General features: G+C 37.0%; 19 protein-coding genes. 16 read left to right on the plus strand and 3 right to left on the minus strand.

All coding sequences use genetic code 11. The features are described 5' to 3' along the window. Positions 1-79 precede the first annotated feature (79 nt). From ribD to LACWKB8_RS08965, 5 genes are all read left to right on the plus strand, one after another. Complete coding sequence (gene ribD, locus LACWKB8_RS01555; RefSeq protein ID WP_207204686.1) at positions 80-1,141, plus strand: bifunctional diaminohydroxyphosphoribosylaminopyrimidine deaminase/5-amino-6-(5-phosphoribosylamino)uracil reductase RibD; 1,062 nt, start codon at positions 80-82, stop codon at positions 1,139-1,141. Beyond that, positions 1,126-1,731 carry a riboflavin synthase gene (locus LACWKB8_RS01560; RefSeq protein ID WP_038521194.1) on the plus strand — a complete coding sequence of 202 codons (606 nt, stop codon included), beginning with the start codon at positions 1,126-1,128 and terminating at the stop codon, positions 1,729-1,731. The genes ribD and LACWKB8_RS01560 overlap by 16 nt, the downstream gene beginning before the upstream one ends. Before the next feature lie 11 nt (positions 1,732-1,742). Further along, entirely contained in the window at positions 1,743-2,969 is a 1,227-nt protein-coding gene (locus LACWKB8_RS01565) for a bifunctional 3,4-dihydroxy-2-butanone-4-phosphate synthase/GTP cyclohydrolase II (RefSeq protein WP_038521197.1), read from the plus strand. Between the two features lie 2 nt (positions 2,970-2,971). Continuing rightward, complete coding sequence (gene ribH / locus LACWKB8_RS01570) at positions 2,972-3,445, plus strand: 6,7-dimethyl-8-ribityllumazine synthase (protein ID WP_038521200.1); 474 nt, start codon at positions 2,972-2,974, stop codon at positions 3,443-3,445. Between the two features lie 299 nt (positions 3,446-3,744). Next, a complete protein-coding gene (locus LACWKB8_RS08965) occupies positions 3,745-6,267 on the plus strand; it encodes a BspA family leucine-rich repeat surface protein (RefSeq protein WP_052059628.1) in 2,523 nt (840 codons plus the stop codon). An 86-nt stretch (positions 6,268-6,353) separates the two neighbouring features. Here the strand turns inward: LACWKB8_RS08965 and LACWKB8_RS01580 are convergent, their stop codons facing one another. Next, positions 6,354-7,556 (minus strand): MFS transporter, encoded by a 1,203-nt coding sequence (locus LACWKB8_RS01580; RefSeq protein ID WP_038521203.1) that lies wholly within the window; start codon positions 7,554-7,556, stop codon positions 6,354-6,356. Positions 7,557-7,817: 261 nt separating this feature from the next. Here LACWKB8_RS01580 and LACWKB8_RS01585 point away from each other — a divergent pair, with 261 nt between their 5' ends. The 4 genes from LACWKB8_RS01585 to LACWKB8_RS01600 all read left to right on the plus strand — a co-directional run bounded on the left by LACWKB8_RS01585 (position 7,818) and on the right by LACWKB8_RS01600 (position 13,372). Next, entirely contained in the window at positions 7,818-9,629 is a 1,812-nt protein-coding gene (locus LACWKB8_RS01585; protein ID WP_038521206.1) for a PTS mannitol transporter subunit IICB, read from the plus strand. Positions 9,630-9,633: 4 nt separating this feature from the next. Next, positions 9,634-10,077 carry a PTS sugar transporter subunit IIA gene (locus LACWKB8_RS01590; protein WP_038524910.1) on the plus strand — a complete coding sequence of 148 codons (444 nt, stop codon included), beginning with the start codon at positions 9,634-9,636 and terminating at the stop codon, positions 10,075-10,077. Then, positions 10,077-11,225: a mannitol-1-phosphate 5-dehydrogenase gene (locus LACWKB8_RS01595; RefSeq protein ID WP_038521210.1), complete on the plus strand. Its 1,149-nt coding sequence runs from the start codon at positions 10,077-10,079 to the stop codon at positions 11,223-11,225. Before LACWKB8_RS01590 ends, LACWKB8_RS01595 begins: the two co-directional genes overlap by 1 nt. 101 nt (positions 11,226-11,326) lie before the next feature. Then, a complete protein-coding gene (locus tag LACWKB8_RS01600) occupies positions 11,327-13,372 on the plus strand; it encodes a BglG family transcription antiterminator (protein ID WP_038521213.1) in 2,046 nt (681 codons plus the stop codon). A gap of 129 nt (positions 13,373-13,501) precedes the next feature. On the opposite strand, the gene LACWKB8_RS01605 is transcribed toward LACWKB8_RS01600, so the two are convergent. Both LACWKB8_RS01605 and LACWKB8_RS01610 read right to left on the minus strand, forming a co-directional pair. Continuing rightward, positions 13,502-14,737, minus strand: a complete 1,236-nt coding sequence (locus LACWKB8_RS01605; RefSeq protein WP_038521215.1) for a zinc-binding dehydrogenase — start codon at positions 14,735-14,737, stop codon at positions 13,502-13,504. Positions 14,738-14,845: 108 nt separating this feature from the next. Next, complete coding sequence (locus LACWKB8_RS01610; protein WP_038521218.1) at positions 14,846-15,793, minus strand: sugar-binding transcriptional regulator; 948 nt, start codon at positions 15,791-15,793, stop codon at positions 14,846-14,848. A 182-nt stretch (positions 15,794-15,975) separates the two neighbouring features. Here LACWKB8_RS01610 and LACWKB8_RS01615 point away from each other — a divergent pair, with 182 nt between their 5' ends. From LACWKB8_RS01615 to LACWKB8_RS01645, 7 genes are all read left to right on the plus strand, one after another. Further along, a complete protein-coding gene (locus tag LACWKB8_RS01615; RefSeq protein WP_038521221.1) occupies positions 15,976-16,776 on the plus strand; it encodes an SDR family oxidoreductase in 801 nt (266 codons plus the stop codon). A gap of 2 nt (positions 16,777-16,778) precedes the next feature. After that, a complete protein-coding gene (locus LACWKB8_RS01620; protein ID WP_038521224.1) occupies positions 16,779-17,195 on the plus strand; it encodes a PTS sugar transporter subunit IIA in 417 nt (138 codons plus the stop codon). Then, positions 17,195-17,671, plus strand: a complete 477-nt coding sequence (locus LACWKB8_RS01625; RefSeq protein ID WP_038521227.1) for a mannose/fructose/sorbose PTS transporter subunit IIB — start codon at positions 17,195-17,197, stop codon at positions 17,669-17,671. Before LACWKB8_RS01620 ends, LACWKB8_RS01625 begins: the two co-directional genes overlap by 1 nt. 33 nt (positions 17,672-17,704) lie before the next feature. Beyond that, the gene (locus LACWKB8_RS01630; RefSeq protein ID WP_082229313.1) at positions 17,705-18,511 is read left to right on the plus strand and encodes a PTS mannose/fructose/sorbose transporter subunit IIC; all 807 of its coding nucleotides are present in this window, start codon (positions 17,705-17,707) and stop codon (positions 18,509-18,511) included. A gap of 15 nt (positions 18,512-18,526) precedes the next feature. Further along, a complete protein-coding gene (locus tag LACWKB8_RS01635; protein WP_038521232.1) occupies positions 18,527-19,360 on the plus strand; it encodes a PTS system mannose/fructose/sorbose family transporter subunit IID in 834 nt (277 codons plus the stop codon). 556 nt (positions 19,361-19,916) lie between these two features. Next, positions 19,917-21,128 carry an enolase C-terminal domain-like protein gene (locus LACWKB8_RS01640; protein WP_038524912.1) on the plus strand — a complete coding sequence of 404 codons (1,212 nt, stop codon included), beginning with the start codon at positions 19,917-19,919 and terminating at the stop codon, positions 21,126-21,128. Positions 21,129-21,149: 21 nt separating this feature from the next. Next, positions 21,150-22,997: a PTS transporter subunit IIBCA gene (locus tag LACWKB8_RS01645; RefSeq protein WP_082229314.1), complete on the plus strand. Its 1,848-nt coding sequence runs from the start codon at positions 21,150-21,152 to the stop codon at positions 22,995-22,997. The last annotated feature ends 21 nt before the right edge of the window (positions 22,998-23,018 follow it).

Here is a 23,018-nt window from a genome sequence, read left to right on the forward strand (position 1 = left end):
GAAATCTTATTTGATGAATAAAAAATAAGCCTCGTTGATAAAATCAACGGGGCTTTTTCAATGCTTAGGAAGTGAGATAGTGCAAGACAAGGATTATATGCAAATGGCAGCCCAAGAAGCTGTGAAAGCAGAAGGGATGACTTGGACTAATCCATTAGTTGGTGCGGTTTTAGTTAAAAACGAGCAAGTTTTAGCAACTGGCTATCACCATCAATACGGCAGAGAACATGCTGAAGTGAATACATTAGCGCATTTATCTGATCCTAAAGAGGCTCAGGGAGCAACCTTGTATGTCACTTTAGAGCCCTGCAGTCATTATGGCAAACAGCCACCTTGTTGCAAAAAAGTAGCCGAAGCTGGAATCAAAAGAGTAGTTATCGGTCAGGTTGATCCTCATCAAATTGTAGCAGGTAAGGGCATTAAATATTTAGAAAGTCATGGTGTTCAGACTGAGGTCATTGGTGGCACTGAAAATTTAAATGTTGCGTATAACTTTTTTTATCGGCAAAAAAGACCGTTTGTAACACTTAAATATGCAATGTCTATTGACGGCAAAATTAATGCTGCGGGTAAAACGAGAACGCTTTTGACTGGGGATGCAGCTCAAATAGATGTGCAAAGGTTGCGCCTGCAAAACCAAGCAATTTTAATCGGGGCCAATACCCTACGAATTGATAATCCGCTGTTAACAGTTAGAATTAAGAACTTACCACAGCCACCAATTAAGATTGTGTTAACTAGGGATGCTAATCAGATTGATTTTTCCAGTCAGATATTTAAGACACGTGGTGAAATTTGGCTGTTAAGTACAACCAATTTGTCGCAAAAAGTAGCTGAAAACGTTCATTGCTATACTGCAACTAATTGGACACCAGCAAAAATAGTGCAATTTTTAGCTGAACATGAAATTCAGTCACTATTAGTTGAAGGTGGCAGCAACGTACAAGCTCAATTTGTGGCAGCCGGTTTGGCGGACGAGTTAGTAACATACGTAGCTCCTTTAGTTTTAGGCGGCACTGGTTTACCAGCTGTGTTTGGTCAGCCTGCAGCAACCAAAAGAGACTATCAACTTTTGGATGTTAAGAGATTCAATCAAGATATCAGAATACGCGTGAGGAGAAAAGAATGTTTACAGGAATAATTCAGGCAACAGGCACTATAACTCGTTTAGAAATTAACGCGCAACATGCCAGATTGGGCATCTGTGCTTCTGCATTAACGCCAGCAGATTTGCCACTAGGAGCAAGTATTGCCGTTAATGGTATTTGTTTGACTGTTACCGATTGGAGCGATAATGACTTTGCGGTAGACGTGATGCCGGAAACGATGAAAAGGACTAATCTAGGCCATTTACAAAAAGGTAGTTTAGTAAATTTAGAGCCCGCACTAGCACTGAACGGCAAACTAGATGGTCATATTGTTGCGGGTCATGTTGATACTACAGCTGAACTGGTTATAAGAAACGAAAATGAAAATTCCATAGAATTAGAATTCGCAGTACCACATAAGTATGCTCCCTTTATTGTTGAAAAAGGGTCGATCGCTATTGACGGTATCAGTTTAACCGTCACGATGGCAGAGAATGATCATTTTGGCGTAAGTTTAATTCCTTATACTATCCAAAATACTACACTTGCACATTATCAGGTCGGTGATAAAGCAAATATTGAAGTGGATATGATTGGTCGCTACGCAGTTAAGCAGATTCAGGCTTGGAAAAAAGAATTTTGATGGAGAAAAAAATGACAGAACAATTGAATGAAAAAATGCAAAAAGTATTACAGCATATGTTAAAAGGTGGATTAGTTATTGTCGCTGATTCGCCTCAACGTGAGTCTGAAGGGGATATGATTGGCTTAGCAGAGAAGGTTACACCGCAAGCGGTTAATATGATGATTACTAAGGCTCGTGGATTATTATGCGTACCAATGAGCAAAGCGTATGCCGACCGTCTGCAATTAAAACCAATTGAAACTGGCTCGAACGATACTTTTGGCACGGCTTTTACTCTTAGTGTTGACTCCACTGAAACTACTACGGGAATTTCAGCTTTTGATCGTGCGAAAACAATTAAAAAGTTAGCTGATCCTAATAGTCAATGGGCTGATTTTTATCATCCTGGTCATGTTTTCCCGTTAGTAGCTAAAGAAGGTGGCGTGCTGGAGCGGACCGGTCATACGGAAGCAGCCTTAGATTTGGCAAGACTAGCTGGCGTTGCTCCTGTTGGCTTTATCTGTGAATGTATTAAAAAAGACGGAACAATGGCCAGACGCAAAGATTTGAAAGCTTTAGCAGAAGGACTTGGCATACCTTATTTGACCATTGAGGAGTTAATTGCATACCGCAAAAATCAGGAAAACAAAGATTTGGGAATTGAGTCTTTTACCAAGGTTGACTTTCCCACAAAATATGGTCACTTCCAGCTTGAAGGTTTCAGAGATACAAAGCACCCTGAAAAGCAGCCAACTTTATTGATTAGCAAAGGTGAAGTTAAAAAAGGTGAACCGCTTTTATTGCGGCTTCACAGTGAATGCTTAACGGGAGATGTGTTTGGTTCTAAGCGTTGTGATTGTGGCGCTCAACTGGCAGAAGCATTAACTAAAATTGAAGAAAATGGTTCAGGAGCAGTTTTATACTTGCGTCAAGAAGGTCGGGGAATTGGTCTTGAGAATAAATTACGTGCTTATAAGCTACAAGATGAGGGTATGAATACAGTAGAAGCTAATCAACATCTTGGACTGCCGGTTGATGCTCGCCGCTATAATGTCGCTGCTGAAATTTTAAGACAAAAAGGGGTTAGCGAAGTTAAATTAATGACTAATAACCCAGATAAAGTAGCGCAATTAGAAAATTACGGCATTAAAGTTACTGAACGCATTCCAGTTGAAGTGGGCATGACTGAAGAAAATAAAAAATATTTGGCAACTAAAAAACATAAAATGAATCATATTTTAAATGAGGTGGATTAATTATGAAAGAAATTAACGGAAACATTGCTCAAGGACAAGATAAAAAGATTGGGATTGTTGTTGCTCAGTTTAATGGTGTGGTCACAGACCGTTTGCTTTCTGGAGCAGTGTCACAATTAAAAAAATCGGGCGTGAAAGATGAAAATATTGTGATTGTGAGAGTACCCGGTGCCTTTGAAATTGCCCGCACAGTCAACTGCTTGGCAAAGAGTGGTAAAGTCGATGGCATTATTGCTCTAGGCGCAGTAATTCGGGGCGAAACTGCTCACTTTACCTATGTTTGTGAAGGCACTACGTCGCAGTTGGCAGCAGCATCAGCTAACGGAAAAGTGCCAGTGATGTTTGGCGTGTTAATGACTGATACGGTGGCACAAGCAACTGATCGTGCCGGTGGTAAGTCAGGCAATAAAGGTGCAGAATGTGCGACGGATGTGTTAGAGGTTTTAAATATAGAAGAACAAATTAAACAATTATAATTACTACATTTAATCACTGTTAATAATGACTAGAAAACAAGTCGTTTCTATTCTCAGAAACGACTTGTTTTATTTTTTTAATTAATAAATATGTGATTATCAATTATATATTATATAAAAGCTATTAATGTTATTTTATATCTTGAATTTTACTGTAGTATTTTAATTTATTTATCATTATTTTAGTAAAAATAATTTATAATAAGCTTGCTTTGTTATTGTTTAATATATATACTGAATATGTGATAGTATACATACTTTTTTAGACAAAATAGTTCGATTTATGATAGAGGTAAGAAATGAATAAAGGATTAGATCACAATAAGCGGACTGGAGCACTGCTTTTTAGCAGTTTAACGGCAGCTGCGCTTGGTTTGATGAGTTTGAATACTAATGTCGTAAAGGCTGATAGCAATTCAGGAACACAAGACACTGCACAGAGCTTTAATAAGAATGATAATGATAGTCGTGTTAAAACTCGAGTAGCAAATAATCAGGGCGTTACTACTGATAATGCGAATACCACTGCACCAGAAGGAAATGCTAATGGTACTACAGATAATGCAGATGAAACTCAAAATGGGAGTGTAGAATCGCCGCAGGGCAACAATAAAGATTCCAACTCCCAAACTTCTGCTGGTAATGATCAACCAGAAACAGACATCACTAAGAATGAAAACAAAATTAGTACAAAAACTATTAAAACAGGTAAGTGGGGTAATGCTGACGTAAGGTACGATAGTGATACTAACGTATTAACTGTGAGTGGGAGTCATGATAAGGATAATCCGACTATTGTAAGTAATGCTGGTCTCGTAGCTGGATTTCTAGGTCAAGATGGACCAGACCCTGAGTGTACGCATGTAAAAAAGGTAAACTTTGACGGCTACTTTAAAGTTGTCGGCGATGTTAAGTCAGTTTTTATTCGTCTTAGAGGCCTAACTGATATTGAAGGTTTAGAAAACGTTGATACTTCGGAAGCAACCACCATGTATGCCTGGTTTAGTCAATGCAGTAGTCTTAAACATGTAGATCTTTCTCATTTTAATACCTCAAATGTTAAAAATATGTATTGTATGTTTGACCGCTGTACCAATCTTGAAGATCTTGACCTAAGTAAATTTGATACTTCCCAAGTCAAAGATATGTCATATATGTTTGCTGGTTGCAAAAGTCTCAAAGAATTAGATTTGCAGAATTTTAATACTTCCCAAGTCACAAATATGTCATGGATGTTTGCAGGGTGTGAGAGTCTTGAAAAATTAAATGTTACTAGCTTCAATACCACTAATGTTAAAGACATGTCATATATGTTTAATCACTGTGCAAGTTTGACTAACATTGATGTACACAGTTTTGATACTAAAAATGTTGAAAACATGACGTCAATGTTTAGTATGTATTATAAATACTCTAGCGATACGAGTTCAGTATTCGGTTGGGATTCCAGCCTTGTCTCACTTGATCTTTCTAACTTTAATACTAGTAAAGTTACGGATATGTCATTTATGTTCATGAAATGTACAAAGCTAAAAGACCTAAACATTTCTAGCTTTGACACCTCTCAAGTTACAACTATGAATAGTATGTTTCAAGGATGTAATAAGTTAACATACTTAGACCTGCGCAACTTTGATACTGCAAATGTTGTAGATATGTCATACATGTTTCGTGATACGAATAGTTTAATCGGTTTAAATTTGTCAAGTTTCAATACTTCTAAAGTAAAAAGCATGAGTCAAATGTTCTATCTCTACGCTAATCCTAAAGTAGATGGTAAATATCCTAAACTTTCGAACTTAAGAACCCTAGACATCAGCAATTTTGATATGAGTAGTAATGGTAACACCTTTGATATGCTGAAAGGGCACCAAAACCTGCTAGTTTTGAAACTGGGAAAAGGAAACAAACTCGTTTCAATTATGGGTCTTGATACACCAGGAACTTGGTTAAATGTTGGAAAGAAAACAATGCAGGATCCTGAAGGCTCAGAAAAATGGTCATCAGATCAACTGATAAACAATTGGAAAGATGGTGCAAAAGATGAAACGTACGTGCGTGAAACTACAATAACAGCACACTATCAAGATGAAGAGGGCAAGAAGCTTGCAGATGATGAGACCTACACTGGCACATACGGCACTCCTTATGAAGCTAAAGTCAAAGAAATTCCTGGTTATGTTTTAACGGCTATGCCGAAAAATGCTAAAGGACTGATAGGCGAAAACGTAGATGATATTATGTTTATTTATCAAAAACCTACAAATAACGGTAAAACGCCTATTAAGGCCGCTGATGTAACGGTTCATTATGAAGATGAAAACGGTAATCAAATCGCTCCTAATGTTATTTTAAGCGGTAATGTTGGTGACGGCTATCAAACTGAAACAAAAACTATTTCCGGTTATACGTTAAAGACCAGACCTAATAACGCTACAGGTTTCTTTACCAGCCAACCTCAGGACGTGGTTTACGTTTACACGAAGAATGATCAAAGTGCTAAGGAACCGGGAAAAGAACCAGGACAGGAACCAAGCGACAATGACAATAGTCATAATTCTAGCGGTAATTCAAAGCCGAATAAGAATAAGAAGGGACCACATAAGACTAATAAAAAGGCAACTAAAGAAAAGAAATCTACCGCTAAGCTAAATGAAGGTCGTGAACAACTAAGTAAGTCTACTGGTGCAAGTAAAAAGACCAGAACTTTGGCTCAGACAGGTTCAGATAGAAAATCTCAAGTAGGTATGCTTCTCATAGGCGCTTCAGCACTAATTTTGAGTCTTTTAGGTGCGGAGATTGAACGCAGAAGAAAAGAATAATAACTGTTTGAAGCATATTAATTTAAAAAGTTAACTTAAATCAATCATTTCTATTACGAGAAATGGTTGATTTTTTTGACCAATTTTTAATTGATCATTTCTTGGCGGTACCGCTGCATATTATTGCCAAGAAGGCTAAAAACAAGTAAAAGGGCAATTCCTGCAGCAAGTAAAGTAAGAGCTGGTTGGTGGCAAGCATTGGCAATTGCAGATACTCCGACAGTAAAAAAGATATTCAAGAGAGCACTCCCCAGCTGCAAGAAACTTGACTGGGAAGACTGCACCTCTTTACCGGTTCTTTTAATTCTAGTTTTATTGCACCAATTAGCGATTGGTAAAGTTTCGCCATATATCAGTACAGTAATAACAGTCATAGTAACGATTGTTTGGTTTAAAAAGAAAATTCCTAAAGCCAGAGTGGTAATAAATACTAAAGCACTAAGTAGCCAAAATCTATTATCAAAGCGAATAAGAATAGCACCTAAGAAAAGGCCACTGATAACGGCAACTAGTAGCCAGTAAACGTGACTATAATTAGGATCAATCGCTTTCCAGAAATAGATCATCAATCCGTTAAATACTGCTTGGAGAGCACTGGTAAAAATGGCAATAATAACTGAGGCGCGTAAGCCTTTGTTAGCAGCTATTTTGTGCCAAACTGTTATGAGGTGAGTTAAGGTTTTAAAACTATTTTGGTTTTTAGTAAAGTGCCTTTGGTGTAAAGCAATAGAGAGAAAGATATTTATAAAAAAGCCGCCGCTTGCTACCAAGAGAAAAGACAAATAGTTGCGGGTAGTAAAAATTAAAACTGCCATCGCTGCCACACTGGCAATATTACCAATAAGTCCGGCAATGGAATTAAGGTTAATAGTTCGCTCCAGTGCATTATCAGTCAAAAGTGACTTTAAATTCCCAGTGAAAGATAACCCTTCTACTAAGCTAAACATTGTTATACAAAGGTCAACCATAATGTATAAGGGTACAAAGTATTTTTGTGGAAAAGTAAAAGGGAGTAATAAAAATAAACTCAGTAAAATATACATCCAGATAAGCATGCGTCTCTTGTCAGTGTTATCAAGCTTGGAACCGATAAATAAAACACTCAAAATAAGTGCTAATGAACTGATACTTGAGATCAAGCCGTTAATAACGATATTATCTGAATATTCACGGATAATTAGTGAACCACCAATTCCAACTAAGATGCTGCTAAAATTCGTTAAAAAATTGATTAGTGGTAATAATATTTGGTTACGGCTGAGAAAGTTATTATTGTCCAATTTTGCCACGCTTTCGTTTTATATAATGAGAAGCGTAACATGTAGCATTTTTGCTGGCATCAAATGCAACACAAAAGACCGTTTTCTTTGCGTAAAACGGTCTTTTTTAATATACAAATTCGTAAATCAAAAATTTGTTTTTTCACTAAATAAATCTTACTTAATTCGTTTTGACAATTTACAACTGCCAAAAGTGCCACTAGATTTCCTTGTAAGCGTATACATACTCCCCTAGAATTAAGATAGATAGATTTAAAGAGGAGGAAAATGATGTCACAAGAAAGTTTAGCTACTGGTCAAAATACAGTAAAAAGTAAAAAATCAGTCAAAACTAGAGTGCAGCAATTTGGCACAGCGCTTTCGGGTATGATTATGCCCAATATTTCAGCGATTATAGCTTGGGGCCTAATTACTGCTTTGTTCATGGTTCCAGGTGGCTGGTTCCCTAACGCACATATTGCAGAGTTGATTAATCCAATGCTGCATTACTTATTACCATTGCTGATTGGCTATGTAGGCGGTCGAATGGTCTATGATGAGCGCGGAGCAGTTCTTGGCGCTATCGCTACCACCGGTGTTATCGTCGGAGCCAAAGTACCAATGTTTCTTGGTGCGATGATTATGGGTCCTTTAGCCGGTTGGTGCATTAAGAAATTTGATCAATTATTTTTAGATAAAATAAGAGCCGGTTTTGAAATGATTTATAAAAATTTCTCTGCCGGTATCATTGGTATTATTTTAGCCATTATTGGCCAATCCATCATTAATCCTTTAGTTGTTAGTGGGAGTAACTTAGCTGCTAAAGGTGTTTCTTGGATTATTTCCGTTCACTTATTGCCATTAGCCAACATTTTTATTGAACCAGCAAAGGTTCTATTCTTAAACAATGCTGTCGGAAATGGTATCTTGGTTCCTTTGGGTATCCAGCAGGCAGGACAACTGGGCAAGTCAGTGCTGTTTTTACTGGAATCTAATCCTGGCCCCGGCTTAGGAATTTTATTAGCTTTTTGCCTCTACGGCAAAGGAAGTTCCAAGTCTTCTGCTCCCGGTGCAGTTATTATTCACTTTTTGGGTGGTGTTCATGAAATATACTTCCCCTATATTTTAATGAAACCTATTTTAATTATTCCAGCAATTTTAGCAGGTGTTTCAGGTACATTTACGTTCCAATTATTAGGTGCTGGTTTAAAAGCTGCTGCTTCACCGGGTTCAATTATTGCAATTTTGCTGATGACGCCAAAAGGCAGCTATGTAGCAAACCTAGCCGGAGTTTTGGTAGCAACTGTTGTCTCATTTGTTTTATCTGCAATCATTTTAAAGCGGGATAAATCTTTAGGTGATGATCTGGAAGAAAAACAGGCACAAGTAGAACAAATGAAAGCTGAGTCCAAAGGAATTACTACTAATAATATCGACTTCAGCAAATCTGGAAAGATTAAAAAGATTATTTTTGCTTGTGATGCCGGAATGGGTTCATCTGCAATGGGCGCATCTTTACTTCGTGACAAATTGAAAAAAGAAGGAATTACTGATATTCCAGTTACAAATACTGCTATTCGAGATCTTAAGCCTGAACCTAATTTATTAGTTGTAACGCAGAAAGAATTAGCAGATCGGGCTATTGCACAAACTCCAGACGCAATGCACATTTCTGTAGGTAACTTTATGAGTAGCAGCCGCTATGATGAAATTGCTGCAATGCTCAAACAGGAAACCAAAGAAAATAAACCTAGTGGGGCAGATAAGGATACAGCAGGCACTACTAACCTTCTTGACAAGATTGACTTTGACAGAGTCCAAAAAATATATTTTGTCAGCGGGCAAAATAATATAGGTTCTACTACCATGGCTGCAAGCTTATTCAATGATGAGCTTGCCAAAACTCACCAGAAATTTGTTGCTGCCAGAAAAGCACTTGATGAAGTTGTTGATAGTGCAGATGAGCTGCTTATCACAACTAAACCTGTAGCAGAGCAGTTAGGCAGTCAAATAAATCAAGCACAAATGATTGTGGTTGATGATTTACTAAAAAGTAAAGAATTAAAGCAACTAGTTCTTTATTTAAACGGTGAGGATGTGTAAGATGATGAAACTTGATCAAAATATGATAGTACTTAACCAAAAATATGACACAAAAGAAGATGCGATTCGAGCAGCTGGACAGTTGTTAGTTGATGGTGGTTGTGTAAGCACTGATTATATTGACTCAATGATTGCCCGTAATAAAGAGCTTTCCACCTACGTGGGCAACTTTATCGCGATTCCTCACGGTACAGAAGAAGGAAAAAAGTACATCAAAAAAACTGGTATTTCTTTTATTCAAGTTCCAGAGGGTATTGACTTCTCAGATGATCCAGCAAAAAAGCAAATTGTGACTGCCATTTTTGGGATCGCGGGTATTAATAATGAACATTTACAAGTTTTATCACAAATTGCATCATTTTGTGGACAGATTGAAAATGTAGCCCATTTAGCAGATGCACAATCAAAACAAGAAGTAATTGATTTATTAGAAGGAGCAAAAGATTAATGAAAGCAGTTCATTTTGGAGCAGGTAATATTGGTAGAGGGTTTATTGGGGAAACTCTTGCCGCTAATGATTTTGCAATTACATTTGTTGACGTTAATGACACCATCATTAATGAACTTAATAAACGTAAGGAATACAACATTGAAATGGCTGCAGAAGGGCAACAGAAAATTACTGTCAAAAATGTTTGCGGCATAAATAATGGACAAAATCCAGAAGCAGTGGTCGCTGCCATTGCTCACACAGATTTAGTGACCACAGCTATTGGACCCAAGATTTTGCAGTTTATTGCTCCACTGATTGCACAAGGGATCAGTGCCCGTAAGAATAGTGGCAATGAAGAAAAACTTGATTGCATAGCTTGTGAGAATATGATTGGCGGTTCACAATTATTAAAAAAGGAAGTCTATCAACATTTAAACGATGATGATAAAGAATACTGCGAGCAATATATTGGCTTTCCCAATGCAGCTGTAGACCGTATTGTTCCTTTACAAAAGCATGATGATCCGCTGCTTGTCTCAGTGGAGCCGTTTAAAGAATGGATAGTTGATGAATCTCAGATGGCTAATCCATCTTTAAAATTAACTGGAGTTGATTATGCACCTGATTTGGAACCATATATTGAGCGCAAATTATTTTCGGTTAACACTGGGCACGCTACGGTTGCCTATACTGGAAAAACTCTAGGGTACACCAATATTGGCGAAGCGATTAAAGATGAACGAGTATTAAACCAACTAAAAGGTGTTTTGCAAGAAACTGGTGCTCTGCTAATTGCTAAATGGCATTTTGATCCTGCTCAACATGCACAGTACCAAAAGAAAATCATTCAGCGTTTTGAAAATCCATACATTTCCGATACTATAGCTCGCGTCGGACGCACCCCAATTCGCAAGTTAGGTTATGATGAAAGATTTATCAGACCAATTCGTGAAGCTAAGAAACGGGGATTAAAGTATGACAAGTTGCTTGAAACGGTGGCAAAAATATACCAGTTTGATGTTCCAAGCGATGATGAAAGTGTCAAACTACAGCAGATAATCCAGAATAAATTTGCTGAAGTAGTTAAAGAAACAACCGGCTTGCAAGATCAAGATTTGATTGGTGAAATTGCTACTCAAATATCAGCAGAATTTAAAAAATAAATTAATTTAATATATCAAAAACAGCCATTATATAGTTTAATTATACTAATGGCTGTTTTCTTAATTAAATGTATTATCAAATATTAAGCAAGAGTAGAAAAATGGTTGTATTTACAGAGCGACAGAAAAAAATTTTGTTAAAGTTAATTAATAATAAAAATGGTTTAGCTTTAGCTGAATTGGAACAACAACTTGGTATTAGTCAGAGAACGTTATACAGAGAATTTGCTGATTTAAGACCAAGTTTGCGGCAAGAAGGAGCAGTTCTGACCAGCAAAAATGGTATCTATCAAGTCGAGGGTAATGCTGCAACTTTAAATAATATAGAAATAAGTTTGGTGGGGCAGAGAAATACACTGTATTTATCTACTCCTTCAAGACAAAATGCGGTAATTTGCATCTTACTATTAAGCACTGCCGAAATGAAGATTAATAATTTAGCATTAACTCTGGAAGTGAGCCAGGGCACAATTCAAAGGGATTTAGGTGTAGTAGCTAAATCACTCAAGGCGTATGGCTTGTCACTAGTTCGCAAAAAAGGTGTAGGAATTTTAATAAGTGGTTCTGAAGAAATCCGCAGATACCTTTTTTGCAGGATTGTTTTGCAAGAAATCAATGAATATCAATTTTTACAAGGACTAGCAAATAAGGAAATAACGGGTAATTTGTTTGCCGTTCTTATTCCTACTGATCTCTTATTAGAATGCTATCAAATTCTAGCAGATTGTGTTTTGCCTCAACTTACTGGAATTTATGACAGACAAACCATATCTTTAGTTTTAATGTTTTCTTTATCGTTATATCGTTTTAAGAATGGCTGCGTTTTAACTGAAACCAGTGATGATAAAATAAAACCGCAATATAGCAAATTAGTAAAGAACTTTTTAGCGAGACTAAAATATCAGGATCTTAGCCAAAAATTAACCGAAAATGAAGCCAACTTTCTAGCACTGCAATTACAAAATAGTGACCGCGTCAAGGCACCTAGTAATATCGATGATATGGACCTGTCACTTTCGCTTCAAGTTAAGGAGTTCATATCGTTAGTATCCACGGCATACGGTTGGGATTTTACACGTAATCCAGATTTTTCTGAAAAAATCACTAATCATATAAAAAGCCTGCTGCAAAAGTCACAGCCCGTTTTGCCTGAGAATAGTTTAGAGTCAATTACATATTTAACCGAAAAGTACCAAAAGCTAATCACTGTTATTAGTGAAAAATGGGATGAAGTATTTACAAATAAAAAGCTTCATCAGTACGAAAAACAACTATTGCTTTTGTATTTTGCCAATGAAATTGAAAACCATAAATATCGTCAAGGCCTAAGTGCATTGGTAATTTGCGAAAATGGCTTTTCAACATCACAAATCTTAAAGAGTCGGTTGCAACAGGAAATTCCAGAACTCACTCAAATTGATACGACTAAAATAACTAAGTTAAATCAAATTGAACTGGCAAATTACGACATTATTTTGACTACAGTTGATTTACCAGGGTTTGCAAGAGATTATCTAGTTGTCAGTCCCTTGCTCTTAAACGATGAGGCGCAAAAAATAAGAAATTACTTGCAGACTTACCAATATCAGAATCCTAATTTTAAGCAGGATAATAGTCAGCAGGCTTTGAAACAGTTGCAAGAAAGAAAAAAGGAACTTGACCTTTATCTTGATTTGGCTGATAATGTGCAACTTTTTACGTATCAAAATAATGAAGAACAAACTCTTAAAGAGATAATTAAAGGCGTTTTAGATTTACTGCCTGCGACTATACTAATTGATTCGCAACAGGTGGCACAAAAATTATTAAAGCGTGTTAACCAATCTCCCGTGGGCATTCCCAATAGTAGTTTAGCTCTTGTTCACGCCAGTAGTTCAGCTGTCAGAAAGGCTTACGTTGCTGTATGCCAGTTGCAGACAGCGGTGAAAATGAAGGCGATGGATTATAATGAGATTAAGGTAAAAAGATTTCTGCTACTTTTAGCTCCAAGCAAAAGCAGTAAGGTTGAAACTAAAGCATTGGGCACGGTCAGTAGTACGCTGGTAATGAATAATGACAGTATCAGCTTATTTGAAAAAGGCGATACTAGTGACTTAAAAGAGTTTTTAGCAGAAAATTTTTGGACTTTATTAGAGCAAAAAGATTAAAGAAAATTTCAAGCACCCTTTTTTAGGGTGTTTTTTATATTAAAAAATCAAGCTTTAAGAAGGTATTGCCAACTTGCAAGTCGTCTCCTCTGTGCTTGATTTTTGAAATTATATTTTTAAAAAGGAAATTTAGATGTCCGGCATATTATTTAAAATCCACTGTTCTGCTTCGTGGGACCAGATGCCGTTGTGCTTTTTCAGGATTTTACCTAACTCTGAATCAGGATCTACTTTAGCTAACTCTATCCGATCAAATTTCTTGTGGGTATAGATTAGCTTTTTACCACCACCAATTTCGGGTTGTGTCAAGGTGGTTTCAGCCGCGGCATTTAGACCTAAGACATGAGTAATGACTTTAGCCACGTCCAGTTTGTGTTCGGCAATTAGTTTAGCTGCTTTAGCTTCGTTTTCCGCATTACCACCGGAAGTACCAACAACGTGGGTAAAGTTGTAGTGGATATCATAGAAGTTGAGGTCAGCGGAAAACGATTTGTCGACTGGTCCAGCGAACTGGTTAAGGCAGGCATCTGTATTCATTAAACGCCCAGCCATTTCAGCCAGTGGCTTGACACTAATCATTAAGAATAAGTCATCGTATTTTTCATTATTTACTTTTGCATTCAATAATTTCTCTTGTTCGTCAACTGACAAGCCCTTAGTATTGACGAAATGAACCTCGACTTCGTCTGACGGGTAGAGCTCTTTGGCCCTATCTAATTTTGCCTGATCAATATCGGTTACAACTAGTCGTTTAGGTTTGGTATCAGCGTGAAGTGCATAGTCAATAGCCAGTAGTCCCATAGGTCCGGTTCCGCCTACAATTAACATGTTGCCGCCTGCTTTAATCCCCATTTTGTGGTTGTATGTATGGGGAATAAGGTGGTATTGGGCGTCAAAGGCAGCGATGACGCAGCTGACTGGTTCACATAAAGAACCTTCATAATAAGAATCGCCCTTAAACGGAATAAGGCAGCCCAATTCCATCACTTCATTCGGAATAATAATATAGGTCGCATCACCGCCAATATAAGGATATGAATAGCCCGGGACAAAGGGCGTGTCGTCTCTAGCTAAATTTGGTTGCACAACGAAGTCTTCATTTGCATGAAACTTGTCTTGCCACTTGGAACCGACTTTTAAAATCTTGCCGGAAAATTCGTGGCCCACCATGATGGGATGATCCTTTAAATTATTAGGCGTCTTTTTGTGATCTTCACCTTCTTTGGCTAATTTCCAAGAAGACATGCACATTGAATCGGACATGACCTCAGCTAAGATTTCATCGTCTTTTATTTCAGGTAATGAAACCTCGTCAATTTTTAGATTGTCTTTGCCGTATAATCGTAAAGCTTTGCTTAAAACCATTTTTAATCTCCTTAATGCTAAAAAACAGAAAGCGCTAACTTCACAAATGATACTAATAAATATTTACCGTAATTGCAATATGATTTGGCTTTATTGCACAAATGTGATTTAACTACATAAATCACGAATACCCAGCGCGGTAATGTCCGTGGTAATTAGAACATCTAAAATATGGGCGTTGAGAGCACCCAAAATTGATTTTATTTTGTTTTTGCCACATGCGATTCCTATAACGGTTGGAACTTTTTTCAACTCGTCAAGTTCCATGCTAATAATATGATATTTGGATGAACTGATAATTTCACCATCCTCAGAAAAGGGACGGGAAAGAATATCACCTACAGCATTGGTTTCACTAAAAATTGTGGCGAAACTAGAGTTTTTATAAAATTCCTGCCACTGTTCCATATCAATTATTAAATTACTACCAATACCGACAATGGCATAATCAAGATTTTGCCAGAGATTAAAAATAAGCTGGTTATTGGGGTTAGACATTAATTCATCTTGTAAACTCTGGGAACTGACTATCGCAGGGCAGTTGAGTGTTTCGCTTTTTGCGTTTAGTTTTTCACTCAGTAGGTAAGCCAACCGGTTGGACTGATAATCATTCTTGAGTCTCCCTGCTGGGCCACCGACTAAAGGGACAACGACGATACCGTGTTTTTCGCTTTTAGCAGGCATGGCCTGAAAGGCATGCGCCAATGTCCTACCCCAAGAAATACCGACAATCGAATTACTGCTAATTGTGCTTGAGAGATAATTGGCAGCAAAATTCCCCAGTGTTTTTAAGTTTAAATCATTAATATTTTCAGGCACAATTAGAGCATCTTTTAAATTGAATTTTTTCACAAGGAAGTCTTGCAGGTCGGTAAAATCTTGCGAACCTGAAGTAACGGTTATTTTTACCAGCCCGAGCTTTCTAGCTTCTTTTAACATTCTGCTGATTTGACTTCTGTGAATATGAACTTTTTTTGCAATTTCTTCTTGTGTAAGACCATTTATATAATAAAGTTTTGAAACTGAAATGAGTTGGTTTATTAAATTTTCTTCCATAGTATATTGACCTTTTTAATTTAACAATAAAATTTAAAATACATGTTTATTATAAATCACATTTGTGAAAATTACCACAATATTATTGAATGTTACCCCATTAGTTGCTATATTTTTAGTTAAGATAGCGCTAACAAAAATACTAAATTTATTATTCACATTTGTTAAAAGGAGATAATAATATGGAAAATTGGATTGATTTGGCTAAGAAAACATACATTGTAACTGGTGGTTCTTCGGGAATTGGCGATGCAATTGTGAAAGAATTACTAGCAAACGGTGCCAATGTTGTTGATGCAGATTTAAATCCATCCCAAATCAATGATAATCATTTGCTGTACGTAAAATGTGACGTCACTTCACCTGAAGATGTTACTAATGTTCTTAATCAAACTAAAACTAAATTTAATCAGATTGATGGCTTAGTAAATAATGCCGGCATCAATTTACCCAGATTACTGGTTGACGAAAAAGAGCCTGAAAGCAAATATGAAATGCACCTAAATGACTTTAAAAAGATGTTTGCTGTAAATGTACAAAGCGTTTACTTGCTATCTCAAGCCGTTGCCCGTGAATTGGTGCAAAAGCAAAAGGGCGTAATTGTGAACATGTCATCAGAGGCTGGTCTAGAAGGCTCCCAGGGACAAAGCATTTATTCTGCAACCAAGGGCGCAATTAATGGCTTTACCAGATCATGGGCAAAGGAATTAGGCAGATTTAATGTGCGTGTCGTTGGTGTTGCACCGGGCATTTTAGAGGCAACTGGTTTGCGGACACCTTCTTATGAAGAAGCCCTAGCATATACCAGAAATATCACTGTTGAGCAGTTAAGAAAAGGTTATTCAAGTACTTCAACCACTCCCCTTGGCAGAAGTGGCAAATTGTCAGAAGTAGCAGATTTAGTGAGCTACCTTTTATCTGACAGAGCCAGTTATATTACTGGAGTCACAATTAATGTCGCTGGTGGAAAATCAAGGGGTTAAAGATGAAAGTTATTTTAATTGGTCATGGTAAAACAGGTGTTGCTTTTAAAGAAGCTGTGGAAATGATCTTTGGCAAAGCCGAGGATTTTATAGCTTTAACGTTTGCTCCAGGAGAAGGTCTTGAAGATGTTTGTAACAAAATTATCACTGCCAGCTCAGGCATTCCCAGCGATCAAATCTTAATCGTGACTGATCTGTATTCTGGCACGCCATATAATGCTGCGGCCAGTTTAGTTTTAAAAGGCAAAGCAAAAGATGTAATAGCGGGAATGTCGCTGCCAATTTTGTTGGAAATTGCAACTAAAATGAATAGCACTTCAATTACAGATATAGTTAAAGGAATTTTGCAGGATTCTGGCACCTATACCACAGCTTTAAGTGCAGAAATGCAGAAACAAGAAGAGGAGGATGATTTTTGATGATTATCAAATTTGCTAGAATTGATGACCGGTTAATACATGGTCAAGTTGCTACTGTATGGGCTAAGTTAGCTAATGCACAAAGAATAATTGTGGTCAGTAAAGAAGTATTTAACGATAAAATTCGCAAGGTTTTAGTCAAACAGGCTGCTCCGGCAGGGATGAAAGTTAATGTAGTTGATGTCCCCAAAGCAATAGCCGTTTATAACAACCCCAAATATCAAAATGATACAGTTTTCTATTTGTTTACCAATCCTACAGAAGTACTGGAGTTGGTAAAGGGCGGAATTCCATTGAAGTCAATCAATATTGGTGGTTTAAGTTATGCCGAAGGTAAAAAACAAATAACAAAAGCAGTATCTGTGACCCCTGAAGACATACAGGCTTTTAAAGAGCTGGATAAATTAGGTGTAAATTTAGATTTACGAGTTTTAGCTGATGATCCTAAAAAGGATATTCTCAAACTAATTAGTTAAAAGTCTGTGGTCTAATTATATAGGAGAATAAACATGACAACATTTCAAATTATTTTAGTTTTTTTGTGGTCATCTATTGTAGGCTGTGGAAGTGTTTTGGACGAATTCCAAACTCATCGTCCTTTAATTGCATGTTCCGTGATGGGTCTTATTTTAGGCGATCCTGTTAAAGGCATTATTCTGGGCGGGACACTGGAACTCATTGCTTTAGGTTGGATGAACGTCGGGGCAGCTCAATCACCAGATTCGGCTTTGGCCAGCACGATTTCCACTATTCTAGTAGTTATTGGTCATCAAAGCATTACTAAAGGGATTGCTATAGCCCTTCCTGTAGCTGCTGCCGGACAAGTATTAACAGTTATCGTTCGTACATGTACTGTCTTCTTCCAACATGCTTCAGACAGAGAAGTTGAAAAGGCCAACTTTAGGGCTATTGAGTGGCTCCACTTTTCTGCCTTGATCTTCCAAGCACTGAGAGTGTCAATTCCGACTACTTTGGTTGCAGCTTTTGTAAATCCGACAATGGTTCAAAATGCTTTGAATTCTTTACCAGAAGTCGTTACAGGCGGTCTGGCTGTCGCAGGTGGCTTTATCGTAACTGTTGGTTATGCGATGATCTTAAACATGATGTATGTAAAATATTTAATGCCATTCTTTTACTTGGGCTTTGTTCTAAGCGGTTATTTAAAGCTTAGTTTACTCGCCTTTGGTGCAGTGGGCTTGATATTGGCATTAATCTACGTTCAATTAGACCCGCAATTTTCACAAAAGACAGTCCCAGCAAATTCTGCAGACGCAGATACTGATGCTGAATTAGCCGAAGATGAATTAGAAGACTAAATTTGGAGATTTATTATGGTAGAGAAAAAAATCAAAAATCAATTAACTAAGAAAGATATTTTTCAAACTTTTATCTTTGAAAATTTTCAACAGGCATCATTTAACTACGAAAGAATTCATGCTTTAGCGTTTTGTGTTGACATGATTCCTACAATCAAAAGGGTATACAAGAAAAAAGAAGACCAAGTTGCCGCTTTGAAAAGGCACAACACATTCTTTAATGTTACGCCAGCATTTTGTGGTCCGGTTATAGGTTTGACCAGTGCTTTGGAACAAGCTAAAGCCCAAGGAGAAGATATTGACGTTGGAACTATTAATAGTTTGAAAGTTGGTTTAATGGGTCCACTGTGTGGGGTCGGCGACCCGGTGATGTGGGGCACATTAAGACCTATATTAGCTGCTTTGGGTGCAACTCTGGCATTACAAGGCTCTTGGCTGGGACCTGTTCTATTTTTTGTTGTCTTTAATATCGTTCGTTTAGGAATTAAATGGTACGGCTTAAAACTTGGCTTGAATGAAGGTATGTCGTTAGTTCAAGAACTTTCGGGAAACTTTTTAAAGAAATTGACTGAAGGTGCAACCGTTCTGGGATTGTTTATTATGGGTGTGTTAGTAAACAAATGGACAACAATTAATGTTCCACTCGTAGTTTCCAAAACTACCCTTAATGGCAAGACTACCATTACCACTGTGCAGAATATTCTGGATCAATTATGTCCAGGTTTACTTTCTTTAGGATTAACTCTGTTAATGATGTATTTACTAAAGAAGAGAGTAAGTCCAATTATACTAATCTTTATTCTATTTGGAGTAGGAATACTTGGATACGGAATTGGTGTTTTAAAATAGAAAATGGTGACCAAAATGGGTATAGACAATTATATTACTCTGGCAGTTGGTTTTCTGCTCTTTATTACAGGTTTTATTACTAAAAAAAGAACAGGCGTTTATGATTGGCTGTACATAATTTTGGGATTTGTTATCATTTGTATAGGCATTCTAAGAGCCTTTGGGTTGATAAAACTTAATTAGAAATCTAGTCATATTTTTTACAAAGTTTAGATTATTGATAATTGTCTTAATGCTCAGGAAATAAAAATTCCTGGGCTTTTTTGTTGTCTGATTTTTACTTTTAACTTTTTAATGGTCAAAAGGGTTCCTGAAAGTTAACTAAAGTCATATCTGAATAGCAAGATATTGGCAAAAATTTGAAATAACAAAAATATTTTTGGTAATTTTTATTTGAATTAACGCTCTTAAAAAAATTTTTAAGTAATAAAAAATAATCTAAAATGTGGCCTTTGTGCCTAAATCCCTTGGTATTGTATAAAAAGCAAGAACAAGCGCTTACAATAAAAATGAAAATTATATAATTTTCACTCAGATGCGGAAGGGATTAATGCTGATGAAAAATTTGATTATTAAAAATGTTAAGACAATTATTACTGCACCGGAAGGTATCAATTTACTGGCTGTAAAGGTTGAAACAAATGATCCAAGTATTTACGGAGTAGGTTGTGCTACCTTTACTCAGAGGGTGAAAGTTGTCAAGGCGGTAATTGACCAATATTTAAAGCCTATTCTAATCGGTCAGAGTCCAAATAAAATTGAAGATATCTGGCAAGTTTGCACATCCAATGCTTATTGGCGCAATGGTCCTGTCTTAAATTGTGCTATTGGTGGTGTGGATATGGCACTATGGGACATCAAAGGTAAGTTAGCCGATATGCCGCTTTACGAATTACTTGGAGGAAAATGTCGAAATGCGGTTCCAGCATATGCGCACGTGGATGCCGGTTCTATCAAAGATGCTCTAAAGCAGGTAAAAGAGAGAATTGATAATGGTTGGACTAATCTTCGTGTTCAAATAAACGGCTATGGCGGTTCTGAACTAAAAAAGCCAAAAGAAGAAAATGATGGCAATTATTATAATCCTTTGAGATATATGGAGACAACTGTCAAAGCCTTTAAAGAAATTAAATCTGCTTTTGGCAACAAAGTTAACCTCATTCACGATGTCCATGAAAAATTAACACCCAATCAGGTAATTACCTTGGCAAAGAAATTAGAAGGATATGATTTGCTTTTCCTAGAAGATCCCGTTTCACCTGAACAACTCTCGTGGTTAAAACAGATAAGGAACCACACCAATATTCCCCTAGCGATGGGGGAGCTTTTTAATAACCCGCAAGAATGGCAGCAGGTAATTCAAAATCATTATGTTGATTACATAAGATGTCATATTAGTCAGATTGGTGGAATTACTCCAGCTAAAAAAATAATTGCATTCGCGGATATCTATGGTGTGCAAACTGCTTGGCATGGCCCAGGTGATCTTTCGGGGATTGGTCATGCGGTAAATGCCCAATTAAGCATAGCTTCACATAACTGTGGTTTACAAGAATGGAGTAACAGCATAAAGAAAAATACCTATGATGTATTCCCTGGCACACCAGTTGCTAAGTCAGGCTATATCTATCTAAATGACGAGCCCGGTCTTGGTGTTGATATTAATGAAGAAGCTGCTGCAGAATTTCCAGAAATTCCGTTTGCAAAAGATTGGACAAGTAAGTGGACAACAATGAGATTGCCAGATGGCACCTCGGTAAGACCTTGATTAGAAAAGAGGAGTAAGAATATGAAAAGAAATGATCAAAATATTGCTAAAGCTATTTTAGCCAGTATTGGCGGCGCCAAAAATATAGCTAACATTTCCCACTGTTCAACCAGATTGAGAATTACCCCTGTTAACAAAGATAAAGTAGATGAAGCTGGTATTGAACAAATTGATGGTGTTAAAGGTCAATTTTATTCGGGTAACCAGTTGCAAATAATTTTAGGAACTGGATTAGTGGGGAGGATCTATGACATCATTAATCCAGAAGAAAAAGAAGGCAGCACTGACCAATATGCTGGTATGTCGTTACCTAAAAAGCTTTCCCGAATTTTAGGTGATATTTTTATACCAGTCATTCCAGCGTTAGTTGCGACTGGATTATTTAGTGGGATTATCAATTGTTTAACTGCTTTTCATGTGCAAATGAGTCCAGCGGTCTTAACCATAGCTACTGTTTTAATGAAAACAGCATTTACATTTTTGCCAGTACTAATTGCGTGGTCAGGAATGAAACAATTTGGCGGCTCTCCTGTTTTAGGTCTAATTTTGGGTTTAATGCTCGTCAACCCGCTTCTTCCTAATCCCAATGATGTGATTAAAGGGACTGTAAAGGCATTAACTGTTAACATTTTAGGTATTCATGTCAATATTGTTAGTTATGCGGGATCAGTTTTACCAGCTCTTGTGGTGGTGTTAGTAGCCGCAATGATAGAAAAGCGATTAAAAAAAGTTGTACCTGATAGTTTAGACTTAATTATCACTCCGTTTGTTACACTCTTGATATCAGGTTTATTAGGAATACTGATAATTGGACCAGTTTGTCAACAAGTAGAACAGGGCATTTTGTTTGTAGCAAAAGCAGTGATTAATTTACCATTCGGTCTCGGTGGATTAATTATTGGAGGAACGCAACAAGCAATTGTTGTAACTGGGATGCACCATATCTTTTTAGCTTTGGAAAGTAGCTTGCTGGCAACAACTGGTTATAATCCCTTTAATGCAATGATTACGGGGGGAATTATTGCCCAGGCTACTGCCGCGTTTGTTACCGGCTTAAAAGTAAAAGACCCTAAAAAGCGCAGCTTATATACTTCTTCATCATTACCAGCGTTTTTAGGTATCACAGAACCAGCAATTTTTGGTGTGAATTTACGTTTTGGTTTGCCATTTATATTTGCGTTATGTGGTGGAGCTGCATCAGGAATGCTAGCTGGTTTGCTGCATGCTGCAAGTACAGGAATGGGTGTTGCTGCATTACCAGGTTTAGTAACATATTTATACAGCAAACAAGCTATTTTAAATTACGTGTTAATTCACGTGACAGCCATGTTGGTTTCAGGTGGACTAGTTTACTTCTTCTTTGACCCGAACAAAGAAATTAAAGACGAACCAGAGCAAAAAACAAATCAACCTCATAATTATGCTATCGTTTCACCCGTCAATGGCAGTTTTAAAAGTAATGATCAAATTAAAGACCAAACTTTTGCTAAAGAAATATTAGGGCAAACAGTTGGAATTGAACCTAAAGATGGCAAAATTTATGCTCCTATTTCCGGCAAGATAGTCATGCTGGCTCCTACAAAGCATGCAATTGGAATTAAAGATGATAAAACGGGTATAGAAGTTTTGCTGCACTTAGGTATTGATACTGTTGAAATGAAAGGCAAACCGTTTAAAGCAGCGGTTAATGTTGGAGATACTGTTTTTAAGGGACAGTTATTGCTAGAAATGAATATTGAAAGTATTAAACAAGCCAATTATGATCCTATAGTTTTGCTTGTGATTACCAAAAATACGGGTGAAAAGTTTGAAGTTAAAAAGCAGAGTTCAATAATTCATGCAAGACAAGATTTACTTTATTTAAATTAAAATTACAGATATAGCCTTCAA

It is taken from the genome of Lactobacillus sp. wkB8 (assembly GCF_000761135.1).
Taxonomy (GTDB): Bacteria; Bacillota; Bacilli; order Lactobacillales; family Lactobacillaceae; genus Lactobacillus; species Lactobacillus helsingborgensis.